Source organism: Psychrobacter sp. T6-5 (assembly GCF_052258485.2).
Taxonomy (GTDB): Bacteria; Pseudomonadota; Gammaproteobacteria; order Pseudomonadales; family Moraxellaceae; genus Psychrobacter.
On the sequence record NZ_JBQQEY020000001.1, the window covers coordinates 2,326,253 to 2,347,279 of the forward strand.

The following is a 21,027-nucleotide window of genomic DNA, read 5'->3' on the forward strand; positions in this document are numbered from 1 at the left end:
TTAAGCCTGTGCTTCTATGTGCTTAATCAAAGCAGCTAACTGGTCTTGACTGTGAAAAAAGATCTCGACACTACCCTGCCCGTCTTTTTTGTGCTTAAGTTTTACCTCAGCACCCAGCATATCTGTCAGTCTTTGCGTGAGACGTTCTTCATCACGAGACTGTGCTTGTTCGACACGGTTGGCTTTGGGTGCAGGGTTCAAAATGGATTTGACCAGCTTTTCCGCTTCTCGCACCGTCATACCGCCATCAATGATTTTTTGTGCAATGATCGGCTGCTGCTCAGAAGATAATGCTAAAAGCGTTCGGGCGTGACCCATATCTAGCGCGCTATTTGCCAAATGATCTTTTACCGTATCATGCAATTGATTTAGACGTAGTAAATTCGATACCGTTGTACGCGCCTTGCCCACCACTTCAGCAATCATGGCATGACTCATACCAAACTCTGTATGAAAGCGCTGCAACGCCGCTGCCTGCTCGATCACAGATAAGTCTTCACGCTGGATATTTTCAATTAATGCCAGTGCAATGGCAAGCTCATCAGATAGCGCACGCTCAATTGCTGGAATAACCGACTTTCCTGCCATTTTTGCCGCGCGCCAGCGACGTTCGCCAGCGATAATTTCATGAGTGACAAATGCTTCACTCTTATCTTCATTGGCGAGCAATGGGCGGATAACGATGGGCTGCATCACGCCATGCTGCTCAATAGAAGATGCCAATTCTGCAAGCGCCGTTTCACTCATATCACGGCGCGGTTGATATTTACCTGCTTGTAGACGCGTGACATCGATCTGCACGAGGCTGATTTGATCCTCTGAAGCGTTTACGTCTGTGCTATTACCACGCGTTTTGTTAATAGCCGTCTTGTTCGTCACACGTGATGAACGAGTACTGTTACTAACAGTAGTGTCATTATCAGTGGATTTCGCAGCCGATTTTTTACTGGCTTTGGGCGCAGCCGCATCGACGGGTGCAGTTTTCACAGGCATGTTGGTATCTAGCGTTTCAGCTGGCACGGCCATATCGCGTGCAGCCATATCGTCTTGCAAGGCAGAGGCGGTGATTTGCTTTTCTTTTTTGATTGATCCCAATAAGGCATCTAAGCCTCGATTGGCAGCCAACCCTCTTTTCTTCGCCATGATTACCTATCCTCTAACGCTAAAATAAAAGCCAATTGATTACTGCTGCGGCTTACTAAATACAATGTTAAGTGCTTTGTTGTTCAAAAGCTTTTATAGAAAAACTAGCTGCTTTGCTTCATCACTTCAGCGGCCAGTTTTTGATAGGCGCGCGCGCCTTTTGACCATCTCTCATACGCAATAACTGGCAGACCATGGGCAGGTGCTTCTGCTAGGCGAATATTTCTTGGGATATGAGTCTTATACATGATATCGCCAAAGTGCGCTTCTAATTCAGCAGACACATCACGGGCAAGTGTGTTACGCGCATCAAACAGCGTTCTCACAACACCGCGAATATATAACTTAGGGTTTAATTCAGTGAGACGCTCAATCGTCTGCGACAAATCTGCTAGCCCTTCTAGTGCATAATATTCACACTGCATCGGAATAATCACACTATCAGTTGCGACCAACGCATTAATCGTTAGTAAGTTCAAACTCGGTGCACAGTCTATAATGACATAATCGTATGACGGCTTTTTTGTAGTGGCTTGATCGCTAACCAAATCTGCCATGGCCGTTTTGAACAACTCATGACTGTCGGTCTTACCCATCAATGTGATATCCATGCCAGCCAAATCACGATTGGCACCGATCACATCAAACCCTGCCGGACTGGTCACAATTGCTTCGGACAACGCTACACCATCCAGTAAAACATCGGCTATGGTAAGCGTCAGATCGTTTTTGTCGACACCAGTACCGCTGGTTGCATTGCCCTGTGGGTCTAAGTCAATCAGTAGTACGTGCTTGCGCTTAGCAGCTAAACTGGCGGTCAAGTTTACCGCCGTTGTGGTTTTGCCCACGCCGCCTTTTTGATTCGCAATTGCTATGATTTCCATACACTCACTCAATTTTATTAAGGTCTGTTACTGACTTTTTCTTTTAATTTATTTGACGCAGAATTTGCCGCTCAATCTTATATGCTTCTACTAACTCAGCGCTTCATGAAGGGCAACCATTTATAAAAAATTCTTTTATAAATTACCCAATTTTCGTTTGTATATTTTCAGTGCTTTTAAATACTATGCCATTTAGGTACAAACGTAAACTGCGTTTCACAAAAAACGACTGCTGTTTCATGACTGAGAAGTATCTACCATTCAGGCATTTTTAGCAGACATTTCAATCAAATGACGACTATCATGCAGACGCGGCACTGTCAGCTTAATCGTCTTAATGTGCCAATCACTATCGAGCGCTTGCAGCTCTTCATCGCTCGGCGTTTTGCCTTTCATAGCACACAAATAACCGCCATCTGCCAATCTCGGCTGCGCTACTTCCACAAAATCTATCAAACTGGCAAACGCTCTAGAAGTCACCACATCATAGCTGGCTTCGTGCGCTTCGATACGCGAAGCGATCGGTTGCATATTACGTAAGCCAAGCTCACTACTGATCTGCTTAATAAAGCGAATCTTTTTTTGATTACTATCAAGGGCTGTACACGGGCGCTCAGGCTGACAAATCGCAATAATCACTGCAGGCAACCCTGCACCTGTACCGATATCGAGCAGCGACCCTGTCGGCAAATGCGTTATAATAGACAAGCAATCAATCACATGTTTGATCAGCGCTTCTTCTGGATCGGTGATGGCGGTCAGATTATACGCCTTATTCCACAACAAAAGCTGGTCTAAGTACAATAATAACGTGCGCTGCTGTTTCTCACTTAGTGATAGACTTAGCTCATTTACGGCTTGTGCTAAGATACTGGCCAGCTTTGGCAATTGTGAGCCAAGCTTCACAAAGCCAGTCGGATCAATATTGATATTACCCATGCTAGTAGACGACGAAGAGGTTTTAGCGGAAGCTGACATACAACGAGTTATCCAGTTTTGACATGTGAACCGCCTATTTTATCATGCAGTCTGCTCATTGAATAGTTGCAGATTGCGCCAATGTGGGACATCTTATACTATCTGCACCGTTCATGACGCGTTATTCTGCGTTAACAGCATAAAACGCCTTGCCTAGTTTCTTTATTTTTCGTTTATCATGATCAAAGATTTTTCTAAATATGATACAAAACTGCGCTTAATGACTTCGCTAAAATGTGACTATATCTTGTAAGATGTCACTATTAATTATAAAAAGTTCAATGCACGCATGACCAAAATAAATATATTATCCCTCATACTCTTTCAATACCTTTAAAACGATCTCTCAAAAACCTATGACCGAACAATCCTATACCCCTATATCTCAAATATCAAAAGACGCTAATAATATGGTACCACCTACCGCTGACTCACAAGACGATGAACAAACAATATCTAACGCCCCAAACCCTATCTTTACTGAGGTTCAAAAAAGTTGCCGTATTTCAGCTGAGCAACTAAAGCGCTATAGCGACCCTGATGAGCTGCCTACAGACACACGTACTGTGCCTGACTTAGATGTTGGTTTCGGTCAACAGCGTGCGCTCAAAGCCTTACACACTGCGTTAGATATTAAAGCAAGTGGCTATCATGTGTTTGCTGCTGGTGAGAACGGCTTGGGTAAGCGTACTGTCATCAGTCGCCTGTTGGCCCGTATTGCCGCCGACGCACCAACGCCTGATGATTGGGTTTATGTGCACAATTTTACTGATCCACGTACGCCACTGGCTCTGCGTCTACCTGCGGGGCAAGCCGCTTTGCTACAACAGCAGGTCAATAGCTTGTGGCAACAGGCGAAAAAGCGACTAAGCCAACGCTTTCGTAGTGACCAATACCAAAGTAAAATCGAAGCAATCAAAAACAGCACGCACCAAAAAGAGAGTCATGCTTACGACGCGCTAAACGCTGAAGGTAAACAGTATGATCTAGCCTTGACGTTTCGCTCATTTGATAATAAGGCAGTTTTTGTCCATCCCAGTCAACTGACGACAGACAGTAGCAGCGACCATGTAAAGGCTTCAGAATCATCTAGCAACAGTGAAAATTTATCACCAATAAATGATAACGAAAACCCCAACATACTGAACAACGATAAGACTAACCATGATGAAGATCAAAACAACGCTCAAAATTCTGAGTATGGCAATAGTGAGTACGAGGCTGAGTTAAATAACTTTGTACAGAAAAACCATATGCAAAAGCGCCTCAGTCAGCTGACCATTGCGTTAGAGCAGTTAGAAGACGAAGCCAACGATGCGATAGAATCACTGCATCGCAGTATCGCGCGCCGTGCACTACAGCCTTTGTTTGCGCCTGTTTATGAGCAATTTGCCACGCACCCGCTTGTGGTTGATTATCTCAAAGCGGTATTCGCCGATATGGTTACTCATGTAGAGCGTATCGTTAACGGCGATGATGAAGAATTTGTGACAGCTGTATTGACCACAACACCCAGCCGTTACGCGGTCAATGTCATTGTCAGTCACGCACCAGACAGTGGCGCGCCTGTTGTCTTTGAAGACTTGCCAACCCACCTTAATTTGTTGGGTCACGTCGAGCAAATCACCCAATTAGGGACAGTAACGACTGACGTCAGTATGATTCGCGCAGGTGCCCTACACCGTGCCAATGGCGGCTACCTGCTGCTAGAAGCCAGCCATTTACTTGAGCATCCTTATGCATGGCAAGGTCTAAAGCGCGCGCTACAGTCACGCAAAATTAAGCTCTCAAGCCTTGAGCAAATGCTAACGCTAACAGGTAGCTTGTCTTTATCACCAGCGCCCATTGATCTTGATATCAAAGTGATCTTATTAGGTGAAGCAGACTTATATTATGAGCTGCTAGAGCTTGAGCCTGAGTTTGATGCAGTGTTCAAAGTTCGCGCGGACTTTCATGATGATGTGACGCGCACCAGTGAACATGAATTGGCACTGGTAGCGAAAATGGCAGACATCATCGATTATGCTGATCTCTATCCATTCGATAGTAGCGCCCAAGCCACGTTACTTGAGCATTTAAGCTTGCAAGCTGAAGAGCAGGACCGTTTGAGCCTACACAGTGATTTGTTGATTAAACTGTTGCATGAATCAAACCGTCATGCTCGTTTAAATGATGAGACAATGGTGACAGCAGATCATGTCATTCAAGCAATCGATGACATGGATGAGCGCTCAGGATATTTGCGGGATCTATACTGGGACGAACTCAAAAACGGCCAGCAGCTGATTCAAACCCAAGGCAGTGCGGTTGGGCAAGTCAATGCCCTGACCGTCGTCAGCTATGCTGATAGTGAGTTTGGCATGCCAGCACGCCTCACTGCGGTCATCCAGCCAAATATTGGCGCAGGTGAAATCCTTGATATCGAACGTGATGTAGACTTGGGTGGTAGCTTGCACGCCAAGGGTATGTTGATCATGACCAGTTATTTGCGTGCGTTATTTAGCCAACACCATGCGCTAAACTTCAGCGCTTCGCTCGCGTTTGAACAAAGCTATGCCCATATCGATGGTGATAGTGCCACCGTTAGCGAAGGTTGTGCGCTGCTATCCGCTTTAGCAAATGTCCCCATTGATCAATCCTTTGCCATTACTGGTTCTATGAATCAGCTGGGCGAAGTGCAAGCAGTTGGTGGTATCAATGCCAAAATTGCTGGCTTTTTTGATGCGTGCCGTGAGCAAGAGTTGACGGGCGCTCAAGGCGTGGTCATTCCAATGGCCAATGTCAAACAACTCATGCTACGTGACGATATCATTGCTGCGGTAAAAGACGGCGACTTCCATATTTATGGCGTTTATACCTTGAGTGAAGCATTGACCTTGATGACAGGCCTACCCATCGATACCATGAATAAAAAAGGTCGCTACCGCAAAGACACCCTATTTGGCAAAGTTCTAAATCGTCTGATGCTATGGGATGAAAACCAAGACGGCGACGGTGAGGTAGATGATAAAAAGTCAAAAAAGAAAGAGAAGAAAAAACGCAAAGCTAAGCGCCAAAAAAAAGAGGACAAAATAAAAAAAGAAAAACGTAAAGGCGAAAATAACGATAGTGACGTCACTGATAACCGTGAGCAAAATGAAGCTTAAAGTGTTAATGACAACACACCAAAATGATAATTAGGAAGTGTCTAGACCATGTTTAGACAGCACCTAAACAGTGCCTAAACGATGTCTAAATGTATACGAACGTCCCTAGACGCTATGATGCTTTTCTGAGATGATAAACAACCAGCCAAAATCTGTAGAACAATAACCTGTGACTTTATAAAGGGTATTTTTTAATGACTGTACATTCTACTAACGCCGAAAACATCCAAGCTCAGTCAGATTCTGATGAGCAAGCGATTGCAATAAAGGCGGCAGAAAATGATGTGTTAAAAGAGACCCAAGACAATCGTCACGGGGCAGCGACAACGGCTCGTCAATGGCAAGTACTGTCACAGCTACAGCGCAATCGCTGGGTAGGTACGACACATATTTATGAACAGCTCATGATGGCCGGTTTTGACATCAGCCTGCGTACCGTGCAACGTGATTTGAACGCATTGGCCAAACGCTTTCCTATCGAAAAAAACAATGCCAATCCACAAGGTTGGCGCTGGAAAGAGGATGCGCCGCTGCAAAGCTTGCCGCATATGAATCTATCGCAGGCAGTTGCTTTTAATATGGTCGAGGCCAATCTCACTCAGCTATTGCCGCCTGTGATTTTAGATGAGCTATTCCCGTGGTTTGATCTAGCAAGACGACAGCTCAAAAACAGTAAAGTCACGCATTCATGGATAGACCGCGTGCGTATCGAACCTGCTACTCAGCCACTTATTGCCCCAGATATAGATTTAGATAGCAAAGACAACATTTACCATGCATTGTTTTATCAGCTGCAGATCAATGCCTGCTACACTCGCAGCAATAAGTCAGAGGCCAGTGAATACACGCTAAATCCTATTGCCATTATCCAGCGTGGCGTGATTATTTACCTACTGGCAACTCGTACCGATGACCCAAAATCCACCATCCGCACTTTTGCGCTGCATCGATTTGATAGAGTCGAGATTTTAGAGAGCGCAGCACAAACACCAGATAACTTTCAGCTCGATACTTATTTGGATGAAGGCAGCATGGGCTTTAGCCATCCGTTATTCGGTGAGCTGGCTGAACGTGGTAAAAATACAGCTGTTGAGCTACAATTTACGCAACAAGCAGGCAGGAGTCTCACTGAGAGCAAGCTGAGTGATGATCAAATCGTCACATCAAACGACGACGACACCCTGACGATAAAAGCGACCGTTAATTTGACCTCACAGCTGGTTTGGTGGTTACGCGGTTTTGGCAGTGGACTGTTAAACGCCAAGCCTGCACTCCTTTATCAAGCGGTATTGGACCAACCTGCAATGACAAATAACGAATAACACTCAAATGATAATAATCGTTAACCACTAAAAATTAAAAAAGGAATATTATGCCGACCACTGCCCCATCACCGCTGCTTTCCGACAGTTTAAGAGGACTGGGCTTGGATACGGGAACGTTATTTTTTGCGCTCAACTATGAATTTACTAAGATCGAGCCAAAAGGGTTGTTGAAGCGTTTTAAAAAGGACAAAAGCGCGGTAGATATCGACTTGGCTTGCGTATTGTATGATGACAATTGCATCATTAGTGATATTGTCTGGTTCAAACAATTACGTGACAAAGCTGAATCCGTCAAGCACCAAGGAGACAGTCTAAACGGTAAGGATCGCGGGGAGCAAGCCATGTATTTGGCTCCGCTTGATCAGGAACAAATTAGACTGGAGCTAGAGGAAATTCCCTCGCATATCACTCATATCGCTTTGATTGCCAACTCCTATCATGGACACTCACTCTCTAGGGTCAAAAAAGGTGAGATTCATTTGAGTGATGATGAGGGTAACCGCTGTTTTGAAGTCAACCTAAAGCAGCTCCCACGTGATTGTAAAACGCTTTGGGTGGCTCATTTGCGCCGATCCGTTGATGACTGGCATTTAACCCTACAAAACTTACCACTGAGCGCTGAAGACTTATCTAACGCGGCGCAAGAAGTCGCACATGAATTGGCACGGGCGCTACCGATTCCTCAAGGAATATAGCGTCAGTCGATCATAAAATCTAAAAAGGGTACTGCGTTTCAATCACACAGCACCCTTTTATTTTTCCTGCCAAACATACTTGTTTCTAGAAATCTTAAGCATAAATTTCTATGATTGCCTGATAGATACTGAGCTATAAAACCTCACCGCAATGTGGACAAAAATTCTTTTGACGCACTTCTACTTCTCTTTCTCGCCGCTCAAGTTCTTGTTCACGCAGTACTTGTAGTACGATATTTTGCGCTTGCTCTTTATCTAATCCTAGCTCTCGGCGAATCTTATCAATCATCATCTGATTTTGTACCAAATCAAAGTCGCTATCGATCAGTTGCTCACGAAAATGCTGCTCTAACTCTTCACGGCGCTGCGCCAACTCATTTGCAAGACCCGTTGCCAAAATACCCGCAGGCAGCGCTGCTAGACCCACACCCAATATCGTAATAATAGCACCCAATATCTTGCCAGCATTAGTGATTGGTGTGACATCCCCATAACCCACAGTCGTGAGCGTTACTACAGCCCACCACATCGCCTTGGGTATTGACTCAAACTCTTCTGGCTGCGCATGGTTTTCGACCAAATAAATACCACTCGAGGCAGTCACAATCATAATAATTAATATAAAAATAACCGCTTGGAACGAGCCCCGTTCTTTACTGATGACCACTAGCAGGATACGCATGGACGCAAAATAGCGGGTCAATTTGAGAATACGGAACAAACGCAAAATACGTAAGAAACGCAGATCAATATTGACGAAGAAGTTTAAGAAGGCTGGAACAATGGCTACCAAATCAATAAGCGCGGAAGGACTTCTCACCCAATCCCAACGCTGCTTCCACGTTGTATTGTCCGGTTTGGCTTCAGCAACACTCCATAGTCGCAGCAAATATTCAATAGAAAAGATCACAATAGAGAAGTTTTCGAACCAAGTAAAATAATCTTGATAAGGGTAATACCAACTATCAACTGACTCGGCAATCACAGCTGCCACATTAGTCATAATCAGGAATATGAGAAAATAATCAATATAGCGGCTAAACAAAGTGTCATGTTCATCATTTTGCAAAGTATCATAAACAAAATGACGTAAACGCCTTATAGATTCGAGTAGCATGCCATCCCTATTCGGTGAAATACCGATGTTATATAAATAAAATAAAGCCACTATCGTAAGATATGCCTTGAACGCTCTATCACAAAACAGCTCATCCTAATCAAGATAGAGGTAGTGTAAAGTTGCCAATACTGGATCATTGAGCATCAACCACAATTAACCCTCATGTGACATGCAAATAGTGAACATAGACTGCTATTAATAGCACCAATACTACTACTAAAACAGAAAATCGTAAAAACTGCTCATCAGCGAGCAATTGCTGGGTTATGTCTTGGGCAGGCACCAAAAATAAATGACATTCAGGGCAACAAGAATCTACCTGATTCAGTATCTTTGCAGAACGCGCATTCTCACAGCGTAGTGGAGAGTTGCTACAATAACCGAGCATAATATATTACGCCTCTTGTCATATTATGAATATCAATTCAGTAAGCCATCACCATTTATTTCCAATTCTACCGTTTAGACATTAGCAATCATCAATATAATTCTTAGCTACCTATTTTCAGAATATCACAATAATCATTTTTTTAAATAATCAAAATAATTATACAGTTATCGTCTTTACTATAAATAATTAAATAAAACTTAGTAAAGCATAATTAAAACCTTACAGAAATTGTGGTTTTATACTATAATAGAGTCATAATGTTACCGCTTTATCATCCATTATAACATTATGTATCAGTGTGCAATGTCATCCCTCATTTAGCACTGATAGCCTTTTAATATATTAAGGAACCAAATCATGAAACTACAATCCCTAGTTTTAGCTGCTGCCACTGCCCTTACCATGACTACTGCTTTTGCTGTACCTGCTGGCACTTGGTCTATTGCGGCTGGTGCACATTATGTTGACCCTAAAAGTGATAATGGCACTCTAGATAATGGTTTGTCTGTTGATGTTAACGGCGATATACAACCAACTATCAGTGGTGAGTATTTTATTGCCAACAATGTCGGTGTTGAGCTACTCGCAGCACTCCCATTTCATCATGATTTTGATCTAAATAGTGCTGATGGCACACAAGTTTTAACAGGTAAAACCCAACATTTACCACCGACTCTTTCTGTGCAATATCACTTTGACTCTGACAACATGCCAATGAATATCAAACCATTCGTTGGTGTTGGCGTGAACTATACGACCTTTTTTAAAGAAAGAATCTCTACTGGTGGTGATTTAGATCTTGATGATAGCGTTGGTGTGGCCGGTCATGTCGGTTTAGACATTCCTTTCGCTCCAACTGAAGCTTTCCGTATCGATGCGCGCTATATGGACATCAAAACAGATGCTACTTTAGATGGCAGTGACATCGGTGAAATCGATATCAGCCCTTGGGTATATGGCGTTGCATTTGTTAAACAGTTTTAATCACAAACCGTATTAACCTCGATGATCTAAGTATAAAAAGCCAGCGCTGATGCTGGCTTTTTTGTGGCTAACATTTGCTTATTTCAAATACAGTACTGCTCAAAAAAAAGACCACCCTTAGGCAGTCTTTTTTTGATTTTAGCTTTTAGAGTAGCGTATCAGCTATAGCAAAATACGGCGTGGATCAGCGAGCAAGGTCGCTACATAACGCGTAAATACCGCTGCATCCGCACCGTTGATGACGCGGTGGTCATAAGACAATGACAATGGCAGCATCAAGCGTGGCTCAAAAGTCTGCTTAGCCGCATTCCAAACAGGCTGCATAGTCGCTTCTGAGGCGCCTAAGATACTCACTTGTGGCCAGTTGACCAGTGGCGTGAATGCTGTACCGCCCAAGATACCTTGGCTTGAGATGGTAAAGCTTGCACCTTGCATGTCTTTAGTAGTGAGCTTTTTGTCACGTGCTTTGCCTGCCAACTCACCAATTTCGATGGCGATCTGCTTGATGCCTTTGTCCTGTGCATTTTTAATCACAGGAACCACTAGGCCGTCATCAGTCGCAACCGCAATACCCATATTAACGCTCTTACGCAAAATTACTTGCGTATTGTCATCACTCAAATGACTGTTAAAGCGTGGGTGCTGAGTCAAAGCGTACGCAGTTGCTTTAACAATAAAGGCCAAAATAGTCAGGCCAATACCTTGCGCTTTCATGTCACCTTTTAGCTCACCGCGTAGTTTTTCAGTTTCGGTGATATCAGACAAATCAAACTGTGTCACTTGCGGTAGATAGGTATTGTAGTTCAGCTGCGGGATTGACACTTTTTGCAAGCGGCTTAAATCTTGGGTTTCTGTTTCGCCCCAGATCTCAACGTTGCTCATATCAGGTAGCTTTGGCAGACCTGAGCTAACAGCGCCCTGAGCAGCTGGCGCGGCTTGCTGGGTGGTCAAACGATTTTTGACATGCGCAAACAGATCTTCTTTTAGAATGCGATCGTTTAGCGCTGAACCATTTACCTGTGTGATATCCACGCCAAGCTGACGAGCCAGTTTACGTACAGCAGGACCTGCATATACATCAACCAACTTTTCATTCACTTCCGCTTCGCTCAATTTTTTGCTTGTAAGTGCAGCAGTTGAGGTCGGTGCAGACGCTTGCTTCGGCTCACCTGCTGGGGCTGGCTGTGACTTGCTTTCAGCTTTCGGTGCAGGCTTGTCCGCTTTATCTTCAGCTTTAGCAGTATCCGCTTTCGGTTTTGCCTTAGGAGTACCTGCCGCTTTAATAACGATAAAGTCTTGACCGTTGGCAACAGTGTCACCAGCATTAACCAAGATTTTTTCGACCACGCCTGCTTCTGGTGCAGGCACTTCGACTGATGCTTTGTCTGACTCAATCAGTAGGATAGACTCATCGGCACTGACCGTGTCGCCTACACTCACCATAATCTCCGCCACTTGCGCTTCATCAACGCCTATGTCTGGCAGTGCATGGGTAGTCGATGCGCCTTCGCCAGCATCATCAGTCGCTTCTTCTGCATCTGCGTCATCTTCAACAGGTGCATCTTCATTACTATCCTCTGCTTGTTCTGCCTCAGGAGCTTCTTCGGCAGTGTCGTCATTATCATCGCTTGCGTCAGCACTCTCTACTTCGATCAATACCATGCCTTCGCTGACTTGATCGCCAATGGCAACATTGATTTTGGTGACTTTACCAGCAGCAGAGCTTGGTACTTCAACTGAAGCTTTATCAGACTCTAGCAGAACGATGTTGTCATCTTTTGCGATTACATCACCCACTGCTACCATAATTTCGCTGACTTCAGCACTATCGACACCCAAATCGGGGGCTTTAATATCCATGTTTTATCTCCTAGTCTTATGATTATTATTCTTTGACATCACCATCATTGAGCAAGGTCGCATCTGCTTGATCTTCGGCGCGGCCTTCATTGCTGATTTCTTCATCGTCTTCAGCAACGAACTCAGGTACAGGACTTGGGTTGACTTTGCCTGGTGCAGGTGCATCTGGAGAATGATCATAATAAGACTGTTGGTGCCATGCAGGTGGTTGATCTGCATCGATGCCTAAGCTTGAAATCGCATCTTTAACCAAACGCATCTCGACTTCACCCTCATCCGCTAAGCGCTTAAGCGTGGCGACAACGATGTGAGCCGCATCAACGTTAAAGAAGCTGCGTAAGTTTTCACGAGTATCAGAACGGCCATAGCCATCTGTGCCAAGTGTGGTATAAGGACGGTTGTCTGGTAACCAAGCACGGATCTGCTCTGAGTAGTTGCGCATGTAGTCAGTCGCTGCAACTACGATACCTTCGTGCGGTGCTAATTGCTCAGTAACCCATGGCACTTTTTCTTCATCCATTGGATGTAGACGGTTGTAATCGTCACAAACCATACCATCACGAGTCAACTCGTTGAAGCTGGTGACACTCCAAACGTTTGATGTGATATTGAACTCATCTTTTAGGATCTGAGCCGCTTTTTGTACTTCACGTAGAATCACGCCTGAACCCAATAGTTGTACCTGAGTTGAGCCATTATCTTCAAGTAAATACATACCGCGCTTGATACCTTCCTCAGCGCCTTCTGGCATGGCAGGCTGGTCGTAGTTTTCGTTCATTAGCGTTAGGTAATAATAAACGCGCTCGCCTTCTCCATACATACGGCGTAGGCCATCATGTACGACAACAGCCAGCTCATAACCATAGCAAGGATCATAGGTCACGCAGTTTGGTACCACGTTGAATAGAATCTGTGAATGACCATCTTGATGCTGCAAGCCTTCACCATTCAAAGTCGTACGACCCGCAGTTGCCCCTAATAAGAAGCCCTGTGCCTGACAGTCACCTGCCGCCCAAGCCAAATCACCGATGCGCTGGAAACCAAACATTGAATAATAGATATACATTGGAATCATTGGCAACGCATTTACAGAGTAACTGGTTGCTAAGGCAATCCAAGTACTCATCGCACCCGCTTCGTTGATACCTTCTTCTAACATATGACCATCGATGGCTTCTTTATAGCCCATCAATGCTTCGCTATCTTCTGGCGTATATTTTTGTCCAACTGCAGAGTAAATACCCAATTGACGGAACATACCTTCCAAACCAAAGGTACGCGCTTCGTCTGGTACGATTGGCACAACGCGATCTTGGATGTCTTTGTTTTTCAGCATAGCTGATAACAAACGCACGAATACCATCGTCGTTGATTGTTCTTTACCATTACTGCCTTTTAGTACGCGATCAAATATCGACAGCTCAGGGATATTCAGTGGAATATGTCCACTACGGCGGTTTGGCAGATGACCACCCAATGCTTCACGGCGACCTTTTAGATACTTCATTTCCGCCGAGCCTTCTTCAGGACGGTAGAATGGTAGGGTTTCTAATTGCTCATCAGTAAATGGCAAATCAAAACGATCACGGAAATAAACGAGCGCCTCTTGATCAAGTTTCTTGATTTGATGCGATTTATTGACCGCTTGTGTTGTGCTGGACAAACCATATCCTTTGACAGTTTTGACCAGTACGACCGTTGGCTGACCTTTGGTTTTCATCGCTTCGCTAAACGCAGCATACACTTTTTGTGGATCATGACCACCACGGTTTAGGCGTGCAATGTCTTCATCAGTCAATGCATCAGCCATTTCTTTTAATTCAGGATATTTACCAAAGAATTCTTTGCGAGTAAATTCAGGCGTACGCGCTTCATATAGCTGGTACTCACCATCGACCACTTCTTCCATACGATGTTTGAGAACACCAGTATCATCATTGGCAAGCAGGCTATCCCATTTACCACCCCAAATGACTTTAATCACACGCCAGCCAGCACCGCGGAATACCGACTCTAGCTCTTGAATAATTTTACCATTACCACGTACTGGGCCATCAAGACGCTGTAAATTACAGTTAACGACCCAAATCAGATTGTCCAACTTCTCACGACCAGCAAGAGAGATTGCGCCTAAGCTTTCTGGCTCATCCGTCTCACCGTCACCTAAGAACGCCCAAATTTTACGACCTTCTTTCTCTAACAGTTTGCGGTTTTCCATATAACGATGCACGTGAGCATGGTAGATCGACATGATCGGACCTAGGCCCATCGATACCGTTGGGAACTGCCAATAATCAGGCATCAAATATGGATGTGGATAGCTTGATAAGCCTTTACCACCCACTTCACGGCGGAAGTTATCGAGCTGATCTTCGGTTAGACGACCTTCTAAATAAGAACGTGCATAGATACCTGGTGCTGAGTGACCTTGATAATAAATCATGTCACCACCGAAGTGATCGCTTGCTGCACGGAAAAAATGGTTGAATCCTGTTTCATAAAGCGTGGCACTAGAGGCGAATGACGCTAAGTGACCACCCAAATCATCATCGTTTTTGTTGGCACGCATAACCATTGCCAAAGCGTTATAACGAATCAACGCACGAATCTTACGCTCCATACCAAGATCGCCTGGATACATTGGCTCGTCTTCAACAGCGATACTATTAATATATGCGGTATCCAATCTATTAAATGGTAGTCCTTCTTGAACAGCCATATTGTACAAGGCTTTTAGAAGAAACTGAGCGCGATCCTTATCTGCATGTTTGAGAACAGACTCAAAGGCTTGTAACCACTCTTTGGTCTCGGTGCTATCAGCATCCTTGTAATAATTCATTGTTGTCGATCCTTTTATATCAGTCATACCTACCTATTTAGACGGTAGGGCTTTGTTAAATACTGGTGTGAAGTGAGATATCGGTTTACTTATGACTTCCTTGCTATGTCCAAGCATTCCCTTGTTTCATACGGTGAGGTACAGCTAGATTATACAAAATAGTGCCACTGAGAGCTGACATATGCGTCAAATGGACGAAACTGCAAAACAGATCATACTGTTGTCCCTGTATATTCAGTCATGGATGATTTTGACACTCTATTATAAGCGTTTGCGAGGCAATTGTTTATGGCTGTAGAGAAATGGATAAATAACAAGTATTTTTTAAATAAATAATGATTAGTGATTAGGTAAATAACATCGGATATAACGTTATTGTTCTTTTATAAAAACTGTGAAGAGATTATTAGACTTTAGCGTTCCCCACACATTCTATCTGTACCTAATAAATGGACGTTCATCTAATTTTTGTATACTAATTGTGATTTAGGTATTATTCTTATTATAAAATTATATTTGTATTCTATCTTTTTTATTGGAGCTATTATGGACTCGTTTGTTAAATCATCGACTCTAAAATCAAGGGTAACGCGTTGGATAGCTCTACCGTCTCTATTAATATTGCTGCCCAATTATCTAGCTTTAGCAGCAGTAACTTGTGATGCAGGGTTTGAAACTGATAGCTTCTCAGCAGCTGATTATACTAGATTAGCACCTATCTCTTCTCCACCTGCTCCTAGAACAAACCAAGCTATTGATGGGAACGGTACTGAAAGTTATTTAATTGGATCTAATAGTTTGGCCCTAAATGGCGCTTTGACCCCAAATTCAACTAATGTTTATCAGTCTGCCACCGTTGCGAACACTCAGGTTTTTCAGCTCGCTCAAGATTTTGCTAATAAAAATAGTTCTCGTACAGTTTCATACACCTTTAAAAATAAGTTTACTGATCAAGCGCAACCACTAAATAAATTAAGTTTGAGTATCTATGATATAGATTCATCCATTGCAGGATTTGATTCACAAAATACACGTTATTTTAGCTGGTTTGATCAAGTTACTATAAATGGTTTTACTAGCACAGGTGCTCCAGTTGCTCCTATTGTCGAATCTAAAGGTGCGGGAATAACCAGTACTGCACCTTATCGTCAGAACAGTGTTACGAGTTCGGCTGTTTGTGACGGTTTAGATGAAAACTGTAAATTATCCGTTACTTTTACTGATCCCGTGGTTCGCGTAGACGTGGTTTATGGAAATAACCCAGCTCTAAACTATTCATCTAATAATTTGGCTAATAACGATCCTGCTATTCAAGTTGTGAATATTAAGTTCGATAGTTACTGCTACAAACCGCAGCCACGTCTAACATATACGAAAGCGCTTTCAGCTCCTCGTAAAGCAAATACCGATCAATTTATTGTCCAAATAAAGGACAACGCAGACAACTCAGTAGTTACTAACAGCATCACTTCTACCACTACGATGGGTTCAAGTAATACTGTCACTACTGGTACAGGTACTACAGGGACTTTCAAAGTTAATCCTACCAAGACCTATACATTGACGGAAGCCGTATCAGGAACGACAAATCTAGCAGATTATACTGCCTTATATACATGTAAAAGATCGGATGGTACTACCGTTACTGCTCTGGATCCAAAGAGCTTAAAACTTAATTATGGGGATAATTGGACATGTATCATCACAAATGACAGATCCAATTATAACTTCTCAGGCTTTGTCTTTAACGACAACGGTGGGATTACTGCTAGTAGCAGTACTCAGTATGACACTTCAGAGACCTTTACGGGCAATGGCAATTATGCTAACGGCATATTTGATAGCAACGAATCTGGCATTTATGTCAGTGGCTTACAAGTCAGACTGACTGATTGTAGCGGTAACAATCTCTCTACGACATCTGCCAACCCACAAACGGTCTCAAACGCTGCAGGTACACTAGGCCAATACAGCTTTACGGTATTACCAAGTGTGCTATTGAATAAGACCAAAGTCTGTATTATTGAGACAGAGCCCAATACTTGGGAATATCCGATAGACACTACTGCAGACAGTAGAGAAGTAACGCTAGCCTCAAATGTCTACGACTACAAAACAGAAAAAAATACGTCTGGGGTTATTACGCGTAATCTTGATTTTGGTGAGCTAAAATCACAAAACGCGACGCTGGTATTGAAAAAATCTCAGTACGTCCATCAATGCAACGCATCGCTCAATTATGCAAGTATCGGTGACACCAATGATCCTAATACTGGCTTTAGTATGAATGCTGCCAACAACGTCAAACCTGGTAACTGTATCGCTTATAAGATTGATGCTTATAACCGTGGGCATATTGATATCGTCGATGTACAGATTAAAGATATATTGCAAACAGCACCCGTTATATCGACCTTTCAGTTGCCAAAACCAACAGGTAATCCTAGCAATGTTTATCAGAGCAGCAATACTTCAGCTGTTATGGGCAACAACGGTACTATCGTGTCAGACAAGTTTGATTTGGTCAAAGTGCCTACAGCCACAACAATGCCGACCAAAGCTTCGCTTTATTTTAATAGCAAGTATGGCACCACGACCAGCATCCCATAAGTCAACTTAATGAATTAATTTTAGTATTTTATTTTTTTGATAAGAACACCTCAATAGGCACTATTGAGGTGTTTCCATTTACATACCTGAAACTACCTTTTGTCATTTTTTTAGTGACTGTATGTAATTGTTTTGTAATAATGCCAGCTATAATAAATGCTCACTACTATCAATCAACGTTTATTTATTGATTGTCCATATTTACAGGAAGTTATCTGGCTTGTGTCTGACAATAATGAACTAAACAAGGAATCTCGTATGAAGCCGTTTTATCGTTTACGCCACGCTCTGATTGCGATTGTCGCCTCTACTGTATTGCTCAATAGTGCTTATGCTGCTGACGCATTGCAGATGGAGCTGACCGCCAACAAGGTTACTAAAAACGCAGATGGCAAAGTCAGCTACACTTCGGTACGTAATGCACCAGCAGGTACAGTGATTCAATACAAAGCAAACTATACAAATACTACCAATCAAAACATCAGTGATCTTGCGGTCACCTTACCTATTCCTGCGAATATGACTTTTACTGGTGAAGTGTCTCCTGCCAGCGCACAAGCAAGCACAGACGGTAAAAACTATGCCGACATGCCGCTAATGCGCAAGGTAAATGGCAAACTGGTGAAAGTTCCATTGTCAGAATACAAAGCACTTCGCTGGAACATCAAATGGCTGCCTGCCAATAAGTCAGCAGACGTTGCTCTAAATACTGTCGTTAACTAAACCCAACCGTTATTTTGTGTCAGACACCTAGGAGAACCAACCCATGAGTAAACGTTTATTCAAACAATCCGTACTAGCCGTCAGCGTTATCAGCGCGTTCGGCTTGGCTGGTACTGCAAACGCGGCAAAGTCTACCGCTGACTCGACGCCGACCATTGACAACATTGCAACAGCGACCTACAGCATCGCTGGTGTCGCACAGAGCCCTGTACAGTCAAACAAAGTCACCGTAAACATCACCCAAAGCGCGGCGTTCAGCTTAGTTGCTAAGAATGATGACGGCGACTTGACTGATGACTATAACAAGGGGCTTACCGTAACTCCTAAAGGTATTGTGACCTTTAACCACACCTTGACCAACTCAGGTAACGTTCAAGACACTTATACTCTAAGCCTAGCTCAAGGTGGCAACATCCCAGGTAGCCCACAAGGCAGCGGTGCTTATGACTTGGCAACGAGCAACGTCACGTACACCATCTACAATGCTGATGGCACGCCGAAGAGCACGACAACGGTTACGGGTACTGAGTTCCAAAGCCGCGCCATTACATTACGTCCGAACGAGTATGCAGACATCTCTGTCGCGGCAAAAACCTCGGGTAACGTGGGTGGCGACACCCAGAATCTAACGCTATCTGCGGTCAGTACTTTCTTCAGTAGTGCAGACACTACCAAAGCGACCTTAACCAACATCAATAACAGTACAACTAAAGTACCTGTGTTTAAGATTACCAGCACGGTCAGCAGCACGCTAAACCTAAACGACCCAACCTCGAAAGTGACGTACACCATCAAAGTTCGTAACGACGAGCGTGCTGCGTATGCTACAGCCGCAAATAACATCGTAGTGATTGACAACCTGCCAGCAGGCTTACGTCTTGCCGAGCAGCCAAACCTAAGCGCCAGCAACAACGCTACCATCGTTGCAGGTACTAATGGTGCAGGCACAGGTTTTGAACAAGACAGTATTCGTGTGACTTTGCTTAACCTAGCACCAGGTCAAGAAGCTATCATTACCTTTGATGTGCAAAAAGACTCAGAAGAAAACCTTGCCAATTTGAAGAGCACAGTCAATCATGCGGTCGCAACGCTTGACTTGGGTGGCGGTCAGGTCATTTATGATACCACTGATCCAACAGACACCAATCAAAATACTGCTAATTTCTACCCATCAACAGATGACAGTGAAGTCATTAACGGTACTGCGAACAATGCGATCGGTGGCGATTCGACCGCACCCTTGGTGGCAAACCAACGTGCCATAAACCTCGAATCACCAAGTAGTAAACAAATCCCAACCACAACCACCACAGGTACACAAATCACGCAAACCGCTGTGATTAAAAACACGGGTAAAGAAACTGAAGGTGATCAGGCAGGTGAAATCAAATTCACCATCACCGAGGGTGCGAACGACAAGATTACACAAGTTGATGGAAGTGTACGTATTGTCTATGATGCGGATAACAATCCAGCAACGCCAAATGCAACGTACACTCTTGTTAAAAATGGTAATGGTGAATACGACTTATCTACCGCTACGCCCGTCGATGGCGCACCAGCATGGACAGGTATGGCACCAAATTCAAGCGTAACCATCCAGTACAACGTTTCATCCTCTAATGCACTGCTTGACTCAACAGAAACTACAACCGTTAACCTAGTGGTCGGTGGTCAAGACGCGCCAGCTGTCGGTGAACGCTCAGTACAAAACACCACCACAGTCAAAGGCTTAGGTCTGATCAAAGAACAAGCATTGAACACCACGTGCTCAGCAACAGCTTCATTGACCTTTACCCAGTCACCAGTAGCGGCCAAACCTGGTGATTGCATTGTGTACAAAATCACAGCGTTCAACCAGTTCGCAACTACTGATGCACGCTTTAGCTTTGACAATGTCGTGATTAAAGATACCACCGACCGCTTTAACAATAAAGCGCAGGTGCTTAGCAGCAGCACGACTCCTGCATACGCTATCAGGCTAGACGATGTGGCAAATGCTACCGCGATACCTGCAACTAATAAATACAGTGCCGCCAATAATGATGGTACGGCAGTAAATGGTACCGTAACCACACTAGCGCCACAAACATACGCGGCAATGGTATTTGCTGTGAAAATCAACCCAGATGGTACTACGCCATAAGACTTGATAATTTGTAATATCAGACTGTCCATAGCATAGATTATGGACAGTCTACCCACCTCATAGCGATGAAATAATGATGATTGTCGCTGTATTCTCTGATTTGATTGCATAGGCACGCATAATGATATCAAACTGCATTGTCCCGTCTACTCATTTAGTAGCTAAGCTATCGGTTTTGAC

General features: G+C 43.8%; 13 protein-coding genes. 7 read left to right on the top strand and 6 right to left on the bottom strand.

Translation table 11 applies throughout. From position 1 onward, the window contains the following. The 3 genes from ACTXGK_RS24585 to rsmG form a co-directional block, all read right to left on the bottom strand. Positions 1–1,143, bottom strand: coding sequence for a ParB/RepB/Spo0J family partition protein (locus ACTXGK_RS24585; protein WP_371531278.1), 1,143 nt, complete (start codon positions 1,141–1,143; stop codon positions 1–3). A 104-nt stretch (positions 1,144–1,247) separates the two neighbouring features. Then, positions 1,248–2,027, bottom strand: a complete 780-nt coding sequence (locus tag ACTXGK_RS24590; protein WP_443515169.1) for a ParA family protein — start codon at positions 2,025–2,027, stop codon at positions 1,248–1,250. Positions 2,028–2,288: 261 nt separating this feature from the next. After that, entirely contained in the window at positions 2,289–3,005 is a 717-nt protein-coding gene (gene rsmG, locus ACTXGK_RS24595; RefSeq protein WP_443515167.1) for a 16S rRNA (guanine(527)-N(7))-methyltransferase RsmG, read from the bottom strand. A 410-nt stretch (positions 3,006–3,415) separates the two neighbouring features. Between rsmG and ACTXGK_RS24600 the strand changes: the two genes are divergently transcribed. From ACTXGK_RS24600 to ACTXGK_RS24610, 3 genes are all read left to right on the top strand, one after another. Further along, complete coding sequence (locus ACTXGK_RS24600) at positions 3,416–6,151, top strand: AAA family ATPase (RefSeq protein WP_443515166.1); 2,736 nt, start codon at positions 3,416–3,418, stop codon at positions 6,149–6,151. Positions 6,152–6,345: 194 nt separating this feature from the next. Then, the gene (locus tag ACTXGK_RS24605; protein ID WP_443515164.1) at positions 6,346–7,473 is read left to right on the top strand and encodes a helix-turn-helix transcriptional regulator; all 1,128 of its coding nucleotides are present in this window, start codon (positions 6,346–6,348) and stop codon (positions 7,471–7,473) included. A gap of 50 nt (positions 7,474–7,523) precedes the next feature. After that, positions 7,524–8,171: a TerD family protein gene (locus ACTXGK_RS24610; protein ID WP_443515162.1), complete on the top strand. Its 648-nt coding sequence runs from the start codon at positions 7,524–7,526 to the stop codon at positions 8,169–8,171. 133 nt (positions 8,172–8,304) lie between these two features. Here ACTXGK_RS24610 and ACTXGK_RS24615 read toward each other — a convergent pair whose 3' ends face one another. Beyond that, positions 8,305–9,288: an ion transporter gene (locus tag ACTXGK_RS24615; protein ID WP_443515161.1), complete on the bottom strand. Its 984-nt coding sequence runs from the start codon at positions 9,286–9,288 to the stop codon at positions 8,305–8,307. 751 nt (positions 9,289–10,039) lie between these two features. Between ACTXGK_RS24615 and ACTXGK_RS24620 the strand changes: the two genes are divergently transcribed. Further along, a complete protein-coding gene (locus ACTXGK_RS24620) occupies positions 10,040–10,666 on the top strand; it encodes an OmpW/AlkL family protein (RefSeq protein ID WP_443515159.1) in 627 nt (208 codons plus the stop codon). A gap of 162 nt (positions 10,667–10,828) precedes the next feature. Here the strand turns inward: ACTXGK_RS24620 and ACTXGK_RS24625 are convergent, their stop codons facing one another. Together ACTXGK_RS24625 and aceE are read right to left on the bottom strand one after the other, a co-directional pair. After that, positions 10,829–12,526, bottom strand: a complete 1,698-nt coding sequence (locus ACTXGK_RS24625) for a 2-oxo acid dehydrogenase subunit E2 (protein WP_443515157.1) — start codon at positions 12,524–12,526, stop codon at positions 10,829–10,831. A gap of 25 nt (positions 12,527–12,551) precedes the next feature. After that, positions 12,552–15,365 carry a pyruvate dehydrogenase (acetyl-transferring), homodimeric type gene (gene aceE, locus ACTXGK_RS24630; protein WP_371531271.1) on the bottom strand — a complete coding sequence of 938 codons (2,814 nt, stop codon included), beginning with the start codon at positions 15,363–15,365 and terminating at the stop codon, positions 12,552–12,554. 546 nt (positions 15,366–15,911) lie between these two features. Here aceE and ACTXGK_RS24635 point away from each other — a divergent pair. The 3 genes from ACTXGK_RS24635 to ACTXGK_RS24645 all read left to right on the top strand — a co-directional run bounded on the left by ACTXGK_RS24635 (position 15,912) and on the right by ACTXGK_RS24645 (position 20,844). Then, positions 15,912–17,975 carry a hypothetical protein gene (locus ACTXGK_RS24635; protein WP_443515156.1) on the top strand — a complete coding sequence of 688 codons (2,064 nt, stop codon included), beginning with the start codon at positions 15,912–15,914 and terminating at the stop codon, positions 17,973–17,975. A gap of 258 nt (positions 17,976–18,233) precedes the next feature. Then, positions 18,234–18,698 (top strand): hypothetical protein, encoded by a 465-nt coding sequence (locus ACTXGK_RS24640; protein WP_058025306.1) that lies wholly within the window; start codon positions 18,234–18,236, stop codon positions 18,696–18,698. Positions 18,699–18,741: 43 nt separating this feature from the next. Continuing rightward, complete coding sequence (locus ACTXGK_RS24645) at positions 18,742–20,844, top strand: hypothetical protein (protein WP_443515155.1); 2,103 nt, start codon at positions 18,742–18,744, stop codon at positions 20,842–20,844. The last annotated feature ends 183 nt before the right edge of the window (positions 20,845–21,027 follow it).

Bases quoted from the DNA above. Each gene is read 5' to 3' on its own strand.
- ACTXGK_RS24585 (WP_371531278.1), bottom strand. From the start codon at position 1,143: ATGGCGAAGAAAAGAGGGTTGGCTGCCAATCGAGGCTTAGATGCCTTA.
- ACTXGK_RS24590 (WP_443515169.1), bottom strand. From the start codon at position 2,027: ATGGAAATCATAGCAATTGCGAATCAAAAAGGCGGCGTGGGCAAAACC.
- rsmG (WP_443515167.1), bottom strand. From the start codon at position 3,005: ATGTCAGCTTCCGCTAAAACCTCTTCGTCGTCTACTAGCATGGGTAAT.
- ACTXGK_RS24600 (WP_443515166.1), top strand. From the start codon at position 3,416: ATGGTACCACCTACCGCTGACTCACAAGACGATGAACAAACAATATCT.
- ACTXGK_RS24605 (WP_443515164.1), top strand. From the start codon at position 6,346: ATGACTGTACATTCTACTAACGCCGAAAACATCCAAGCTCAGTCAGAT.
- ACTXGK_RS24610 (WP_443515162.1), top strand. From the start codon at position 7,524: ATGCCGACCACTGCCCCATCACCGCTGCTTTCCGACAGTTTAAGAGGA.
- ACTXGK_RS24615 (WP_443515161.1), bottom strand. From the start codon at position 9,288: ATGCTACTCGAATCTATAAGGCGTTTACGTCATTTTGTTTATGATACT.
- ACTXGK_RS24620 (WP_443515159.1), top strand. From the start codon at position 10,040: ATGAAACTACAATCCCTAGTTTTAGCTGCTGCCACTGCCCTTACCATG.
- ACTXGK_RS24625 (WP_443515157.1), bottom strand. From the start codon at position 12,526: ATGGATATTAAAGCCCCCGATTTGGGTGTCGATAGTGCTGAAGTCAGC.
- aceE (WP_371531271.1), bottom strand. From the start codon at position 15,365: ATGAATTATTACAAGGATGCTGATAGCACCGAGACCAAAGAGTGGTTA.
- ACTXGK_RS24635 (WP_443515156.1), top strand. From the start codon at position 15,912: ATGGACTCGTTTGTTAAATCATCGACTCTAAAATCAAGGGTAACGCGT.
- ACTXGK_RS24640 (WP_058025306.1), top strand. From the start codon at position 18,234: ATGAAGCCGTTTTATCGTTTACGCCACGCTCTGATTGCGATTGTCGCC.
- ACTXGK_RS24645 (WP_443515155.1), top strand. From the start codon at position 18,742: ATGAGTAAACGTTTATTCAAACAATCCGTACTAGCCGTCAGCGTTATC.